This window comes from Halohasta sp. A2 (assembly GCF_056175805.1).
Window position 1 is genome coordinate 1 of the sequence record NZ_JAQFWV010000110.1, and the last position, 7,097, is coordinate 7,097.

Consider the following 7,097-nt stretch of genomic DNA (forward strand, 5'->3'; position numbering starts at 1 on the left):
TTTAGCTAGCCGACGACACTGCTCAACGAAGTCGAGGAGATCGATCTCCATGGGCAGAGTCGAATTCCTCGGCTTCACGTTTCTAACCCGTGATATCAGCCGAATAGATCGCTATTCAACAGAGCAGAAAGAACAACCATTCGGCTGTACTGATAAGCCGCCGTACCAAACGCGCCCGAAACGTCTGCTTACCACGGTACTGAGCGCATACAGTCACGTTTTCGCCAGCAGACTGGCGAGTCGACTATCACACAAGTAGCTGTTGGTAGTGAATTATTACGGGATAGTTGTCTACGGATAGGTGTTTTTGGTACGTATTACGATATTGTGTGTTTGTGAAGTGGTAACTGCACGATGACACAAACGATTCAGACGACGGAATCGAACGTCGGACGTATATGAAAAGACTCGCCGCCACTGGCACGCTCGCCGGTGTCGGTGGCGTCTCGACACTGTCGACCGACGTCGATGCACAGTCCGAGCCAAGCACTGGAGAGACAACTGTTGCCGAGTTTTGTGGAGCCTTCTCACCGGGCCCGCAGGCTCAACAGTGTCTCGCGTGTGTGGAAAACGAATGCGACGATGACGAGGAGGTAACCGCACTCACTCCGCTTTTCACTGGCCTCTCCGGGATGTGTTTCACCCCGGATGAGATTCCGGATGGCGCTGATTACGTCGGAATCAAAGCCGGACAGAACTGCTACGTCGCCCCTGTCGACGACAACACGGAGTTCTGTCTGCCACCGGGTGAGCCCGAAATCAGCAACGCGACGTTTTTCAGTTGCGGTGGCGAGCCGGATCCAGCACCAGTTCTCGTCGACTTCGAGGTGACATGTGAGGAACTCACTGTCGAGACCGAGAACATCGACGATGGAGAGACGCTGACGGCGACGGTGACGTTCATCGATCAAGAAAGCGAGGAGTCCGAAGAGACCTTCGAGGCAACGGTCGACGACAACGTCGCCACGTTCGACCTGCCCGGCGATCTCAATCCGACCAGTTTCGAACTCTCGTTCGACGGGACCGTGCTCGACGAGCAGGATGTCGTTGCCGAAGACGCCCCGTGTTTCGACGAACCGCCCGAACCGCCCGAGCCCGACGACCCCATGATCGACTCGCTGGATATTACGTGCGAGGAGATCACTATCGAGACAGATGATATCGAGGAGGGTGAGATGCTCATGGTCACCGTGAGTTTCGTTGGCGATGTGACCACGACGTACGACGTGACTGTCGACGACGACGGCGTGGGAACGATCGCCCTTCCTGGCGATCTCGACCCCTCGAGTATCGAGATCAGCTACGAGGACGACACCATATTCGAGGGCAGTATCCAGGCCAGTGATAGTCCATGTGCGGAGGTCCCGCCAGAACCACAGGAACCGCCGGAAGAACCCGAACCGACGGAGCCATCCGAGCCGGACGACAAAAAGGAACTCAAAAAACGTATGAAAGAACACGAGGCGAAATACAAAGAATATAAAAAGAAAGGCTCTGTAGTTTCGCTAGAGGTAACGGCGAAAGCTCCTTTATTGCTGTAGAAAGCGAAGAGACAGATTACTTTGAATTCGGAAATCCGTCTCTTCACCCGTAATGCAGTCGCGAAAGCTAAATTAGTTGTCGCTAATCCCGACGAACCCGCCGACCCCCGTGGGGGTCGCGGGTTCGCTGAATGGGCCATGCTCGTACTTCATGCAATCCGCATTGAGCTGGGCAAATCATATCGTGGAACGATTGATTTGCTTAGCGAAATGCCTGGTATCGTCGAAGAAATCGGGCTTACGAGACTTCCTCACTACACCGTTCTTCGAACCTGGTTTGGTCGGATTTCCATGAAGACGTGGCGTGCGTTTCTCGGCCGGTCAGCCGAGAAACGCACAGGTCACGCCTCTATCGATGCAACAGGCTTCGACCGTGATCAGCCCAGCCGACACTACGCTAACCGCACCTCTTACCGCATTCGTGCGTTGAAAGTCACCGCTCTAGTGGATGTCGAAACGCTGTACATCACCGACATCCACTGCACGACGACAAAGAAGCACGACGCGAAGATCGGTCCGCAGGTCGCCCGCAGGAATGCGGCCGACCTGCGTTCATTAGCTGCAGACCGTGGCTATGACTCGAAAGCCTTCAGGGACGAACTCCGTGGAAACGGTGTTCGTCCCCTGATCAAGCACCGTATCTATTCCTCGCTCGATCACGCCCACAACGCCCGCATGGACCGTGATCGGTATCACCAGCGATCCATGTCTGAAACCGTCTTCTCGTCGATCAAGCGCACGCTCGGCTCCGCCGTGCGTGCGCGGAGTTGGAATTTAGAGTTCCGAGAAATGGTTCTCAAAGCAGCCGTCTACAACCTTCGACGGAGCGTCCGATTTCCATGAATTTGACCGCCGTGTACCGAAACTACAGAGCCAAAAGAAATACGAGAAGGCCGAGTAGCTTCGGAGACGGTACTGGCCGCTAGCGAATCGCTTTTCTTTTTTTATTGTCGACGTAGCCGCCCACCCACGGTGCTCGCCCGGAGTACGGTCTACGAGCGGCCTAAACAGTCGGTTCCGTGCCGGTTAGGCGACGGTTTTCGAGCCTCTGAACAGCGTGATTTCGGAGGCTGGTTCGGGGTGAGTGATCCGAAAGCCGGTTCGGGTTTCGACGACGCCGCGCGTGCTCGTTTCGGTGTTCTCGGCCGGTTCGTATGGGCTGTCGGAGGTCGCTGGCTGATACGGGCTGTCGGACTGATAGGGGCTGTCATGACTCTGATACGGACTATCGCGACTCTGATACGGGCTGTCGGGATCGCTCGGACCGCTGGTGTCCATATCCTCTGGCGGGAAGTAGATCCGTTCGCCGCTGGCCGACTGAATCACGAACGCGACCTCGTGTTTGCCGGTCACGTCGATGGTCGTCGTGCCGCCTTCGATTCGGGTCGTGTATGCAAACTCCTCGTCGACCGTCTCGGACTCGCTCATACGCCTCTATGTGGGGGCGACCCACTTAGCAGTTCCCCGATTTTTCGATCGACCTTGCTGACCATCGCACAGTCGCGCGCATAGTTTTTACCGCCTGCGACCGAATATCAGTCCGATGGACGTAGACAACACAGCCGAGGAGCTTGCCTCCGCTCTCGGTGTCCCCAAACAGGAGGTCAAAGCGGATCTGGAATCGTTGTTGGAGTTCGATGTCCCGCTCGATGAGGCCGCACAGAGCGTTCGCCGGAAACACGGCGGCGGTGGCGGCTCGTCGACACCCGAAACGCTCGCGGTCGACGAGATCACGACCGAACACGGCACGGTCAACGTCACCGTTCGGGTGCTCACGCTGGGCACGCGAACGATCCGATACCAGGGCGAGGATGTGACGATTCGAGAAGGAGAACTCGCTGACGCCTCGGGGGTCATCTCCTACACTGCGTGGCAGGATTTCGGCTTCGAAGCCGGCGACTCGCTGGTCATCGGCAACGCCGGGGTCCGCGAGTGGGAGGGCCATCCCGAACTCAACCTCGGCCAGTCGTCGACCGTTTCGATGGCTGACGAACCGGTCGACGTCGACCAGTCGATTGGCGGCGATAGCAAGCTGATCGACCTCGCGGCTGGCGACCGGGGCCGAACCGTCGAAGTCCGAATTCAGGAGGTCGACTCACGAACTATCGACGGCCGTGACGGCGAGACGACGATCCTCTCGGGCGTCGTCGCCGACGAGACCGCCCGGCTCCCGTTTACCGACTGGAGCCCGCATCCCGAGACCGAAGCCGGTGCGGATCTCCGGATCGAGAACGTCTACATCCGTGAGTTCCGCGGCTCGCCGTCGATCAATCTCTCGGAGTTCTCGACGATCGAGCCGCTGTCGGAGCCCGTTGCAGTTACGGAGGATGCGCCGCGGCTCTCGATCGCCGACGCCGTCGACAGCGGCGGCCTCTTCGACGTCGAGGTGGTCGGCAACATTCTCGAAGTCCGTGACGGCTCAGGGCTCATCGAGCGCTGTCCCGACTGTGGACGTGTGATCCAAAACGGTCAGTGTCGGACCCACGGCGCGGTCGACGGCGAAGACGACCTCAGAATCAAGGCGATCGTCGACGACGGCACCGACACCGTGACCGCAATTATCGGCTCGGAACTCACGGCCGAGATCTACGGTGGCGACGTCGACGATGCGAAGCAAGCCGCCCGCGAGGCGATGGACAAGGAGGTCGTCGCCGAGACGATTCGCGAGCGACTGGTCGGTCTGGGCTACCGGGTGCGCGGAACGCTCTCGGTCGACGAGTACGGCGCGAACCTGACCGTCGAGACGTTCGAGAAAGACAACGAGGAACCGGCCGCACGTGCAACTGCGGTGCTCGCGGAGGTGCGCCAATGAGCAGCACGGACAACGGCGATTCGGGCCCTGGTCGACGCGAGGTCGCCTACCGGCTCTTTGCGGCGGAGTTCGACGACGCCTCGCTTTCGTACTCCGAAAGCGACGAGGAGCGCGCGCCGAACTACGTCGTCACTCCCACCGGTCTCCGAGTCAATCGACTGTTCGCAGTTGGCGTTCTCACGGAGGTCGAGCGTATCAACGACGACACGCTTCGCGGTCGGATCGTCGACCCGACTGGTGCGTTCGTGACCTACGCTGGTCAGTATCAACCCCCTGCCCAGGCATTCCTCGATCAAACCACCCCACCGGCGTTTGTGGCAATTACGGGCAAGGCCCGAACGTTCGAGCCCGAGGATTCGGATCGCGTGTTCACCTCGGTACGTCCCGAAAGCCTCAGCGAGGTCGACGCGTCCACGCGCGACCGGTGGGTGGTGTCGGCCGCCGAGTCGACGCTCCACCGGATCGCGGTCTGTGCGGCCGCCCTCGACTCGTCGCTTCGCGGCGAGCAGCTACAGGCCGCCCTCGCAGCGGCCGGCGTCGACGCCTCGCTGGCAGCCGGGATTCCACGGGCGATCGATCACTATGGGACGACGACGGCGTATCTCGACGCGCTCAGAACGCTCGCAGTCGACGCGCTCGAACTCGTCGCCGACGAACGTGAATCGGTTCGCTCGCTCGATCTCGCGCCTGACGAGGGCGGCGAGGCGACGCTCGGTCCGCTCCCGACGGTCGATCTCGATCTTAGTGAGTCGGCAGCCGCTGCAGTCACTGACTCAGAGCCCACGTCCGAACCGGAGCCAACTGAGCCGGAGACGACCGAATCGGATTCGACCGATCCAGTGACCGAATCGGGGCCAACAGGGTCCCCGGTCGACGCTGAGTCTGCGGCTGACGCCGAACCGGAGACGCCGGAACCGTCGACCGACTCGTCCACAACTGACTCCACCGAGACGCCAGCGAGTTCGGCGGACTCCACCACGTCCTCGACGAGTTCAGCGGACGCCGTCGAATCGGTCGATGCAATCGAACCCGAGTCCGAGGCCGAAAACGGGGCGAAAGAGTCGGATGCCACTGCGACAGCCGAATCCACCGTCGACGATGCGTCTCCGACGAGTTCCGACGCTGTCTCCGAGACCGACGAGGAGGCCGCCGAAGGTGCAGGGATGTACCAACTCGACGACGAGGAACGCGAGGAGCTCGAATCCGAGTTCGGCTCGGAGTTCTCGACCGGCAACGACGTCGATCCGGCAGGTGAGGCCGACATCGACGTCCCGGACGTCGACGAGCTCGCCGAAACCGCCCAGGCCGACGAGAACGCAGCCACGGCTTCCGACGCCGAAGCCGAGTCTTCCGTGTCTGGTGACTCCACAGCCGAGACCACCGAGACGCTCGGCTCGTTTGAGGACGTCGGCGAGTTCGAGGACACGACCGAAGCGGAGACGACCGAAACAGAGACGACCGAAACAGAGACGACCGACAGCGAAGAGGCGTCGACGGCTGTCGACGAATCGGTCGACGAATCCGAGGGTGAGCAAGTTGAGGCGGCTCAGGATGTCGAGGACGAGGACGACGAGCAACCGGCAGCCGAAGACATCAACCTCGAAAACGTAGTCGTCGAGCGAATGGGTGAGATGGACGACGGCGACGGCGTCGACCGCGAGGAACTGATCACCCGTATTGTCGAAGCCTACGGTGTCGACGAGACGGCAATCGATGGTGCGATCGCAGACGCGCTGATGGGTGGGCGGTGCTACGAGCCGACCGACGGCATTCTCAAATCGATCTGATGGCTCGCCGCCCGCATCTCCAACCGGTCGCGAACGCCCCGGCGGCAACGGCCGACTACGGTACCGAGCGGGCGCTACTCGTTGGTGACTACCATGCCGGTATCGAGGCCGGGCTCCGCTACGAACGCGGCGTCGAACTGCCGAGCAACGCCGACAGACGCCGCGGCCGTCTCATCGACCTTCTCGAAAAAACGGCTGCTGACCGGCTGGTGATGCTGGGTGATCTCGGTCACCGCATCGGAGGTGTCGACGGAACAGAGCGCCAAGAGCTCGACGATCTGTACACCGAAATCGTCACGAACCGTGGCGTTCCGGTCACCGTCACTCCCGGCAACCACGACGGCGGGCTCGGCGATCTCTGGGGCGACCGAACGGACGTCGACATCCTCCCGCAGTCGGGCGGGCTGCTGGGCGACGAGCACGATTCGACAACGATCGGCGTTTGTCACGGCCATACGTGGCCCGATTCGTCGGTACTGTCGGCCGACGTGATCTGTATGGCCCACGAACATCCTACGGTGAAACTCCAAGACAGCGTCGGGGGGTACCGTGTCGAAAAGGCGTGGCTCCGTGGTCGACTCGACCGGACCGTGTTCACTGAGGCTCTCGACGCTGCGGCCGACGGACTGACCGAGCGAGCGCCCGAACTTGTCGTTCTCCCGGCGTTCAACGAGCGATCGGGTGGGACGTGGATCAACGTCGACGACCAGGATTTTCTGTCGCCGTTTCTGCCCGAGGGACTCGTCTCGGCCGATCTCTACCTGCTCGACGGCACTCGACTCGGGGCGTACGGACGCCTCTGAATCGACCTGTCAGCAGCTTCGTGAGTCGCACCATCCAAGTGAAGTGTGATTTCACATAGCTCGTCGTCGTTTTTCTCAATATTCGATCACAAAACAGAGTCACTGCCGAAGATATAACAGAATAAATTTGTGACTGTGAATGACTCTAATTTCT

The 7,097-nt window shown here is 60.4% G+C and carries 6 protein-coding genes; 5 read left to right on the forward strand and 1 reads right to left on the reverse strand.

The genetic code is table 11. The features are described from left to right. Positions 1 to 398: 398 nt before the first annotated feature. Entirely contained in the window at positions 399 to 1,541 is a 1,143-nt protein-coding gene (locus O2S87_RS17535; RefSeq protein ID WP_475410040.1) for a hypothetical protein, read from the forward strand. Between the two features lie 21 nt (positions 1,542 to 1,562). Further along, positions 1,563 to 2,384, forward strand: coding sequence for an IS5 family transposase (locus tag O2S87_RS17540; RefSeq protein ID WP_475410041.1), 822 nt, complete (start codon positions 1,563 to 1,565; stop codon positions 2,382 to 2,384). 183 nt (positions 2,385 to 2,567) lie between these two features. Here the strand turns inward: O2S87_RS17540 and O2S87_RS17545 are convergent, their stop codons facing one another. Beyond that, complete coding sequence (locus O2S87_RS17545; protein ID WP_475410043.1) at positions 2,568 to 2,969, reverse strand: DUF7510 family protein; 402 nt, start codon at positions 2,967 to 2,969, stop codon at positions 2,568 to 2,570. A 115-nt stretch (positions 2,970 to 3,084) separates the two neighbouring features. Between O2S87_RS17545 and O2S87_RS17550 the strand changes: the two genes are divergently transcribed. Genes O2S87_RS17550 through O2S87_RS17560 form a run of 3 tightly spaced genes read left to right on the forward strand, consistent with a single transcriptional unit; the run spans position 3,085 to position 6,943 of the window. Further along, on the forward strand, positions 3,085 to 4,353 hold the full coding sequence (locus tag O2S87_RS17550) for a Single-stranded DNA binding protein (protein ID WP_475410044.1): 1,269 nt from the start codon (positions 3,085 to 3,087) through the stop codon (positions 4,351 to 4,353). Then, positions 4,350 to 6,140, forward strand: a complete 1,791-nt coding sequence (locus O2S87_RS17555) for an RPA family protein (protein ID WP_475410045.1) — start codon at positions 4,350 to 4,352, stop codon at positions 6,138 to 6,140. Before O2S87_RS17550 ends, O2S87_RS17555 begins: the two co-directional genes overlap by 4 nt. Beyond that, positions 6,140 to 6,943, forward strand: a complete 804-nt coding sequence (locus tag O2S87_RS17560) for a metallophosphoesterase (RefSeq protein ID WP_475410046.1) — start codon at positions 6,140 to 6,142, stop codon at positions 6,941 to 6,943. The genes O2S87_RS17555 and O2S87_RS17560 overlap by 1 nt, the downstream gene beginning before the upstream one ends. Positions 6,944 to 7,097 lie beyond the last annotated feature (154 nt).

What these genes read in the sequence shown, in the direction of transcription:
- O2S87_RS17535 (WP_475410040.1), top strand. Translation starts at nt 399, where the DNA reads ATGAAAAGACTCGCCGCCACTGGCACGCTCGCCGGTGTCGGTGGCGTC.
- O2S87_RS17545 (WP_475410043.1), bottom strand. Translation starts at nt 2,969, where the DNA reads ATGAGCGAGTCCGAGACGGTCGACGAGGAGTTTGCATACACGACCCGA.
- O2S87_RS17550 (WP_475410044.1), top strand. Translation starts at nt 3,085, where the DNA reads ATGGACGTAGACAACACAGCCGAGGAGCTTGCCTCCGCTCTCGGTGTC.
- O2S87_RS17555 (WP_475410045.1), top strand. Translation starts at nt 4,350, where the DNA reads ATGAGCAGCACGGACAACGGCGATTCGGGCCCTGGTCGACGCGAGGTC.
- O2S87_RS17560 (WP_475410046.1), top strand. Translation starts at nt 6,140, where the DNA reads ATGGCTCGCCGCCCGCATCTCCAACCGGTCGCGAACGCCCCGGCGGCA.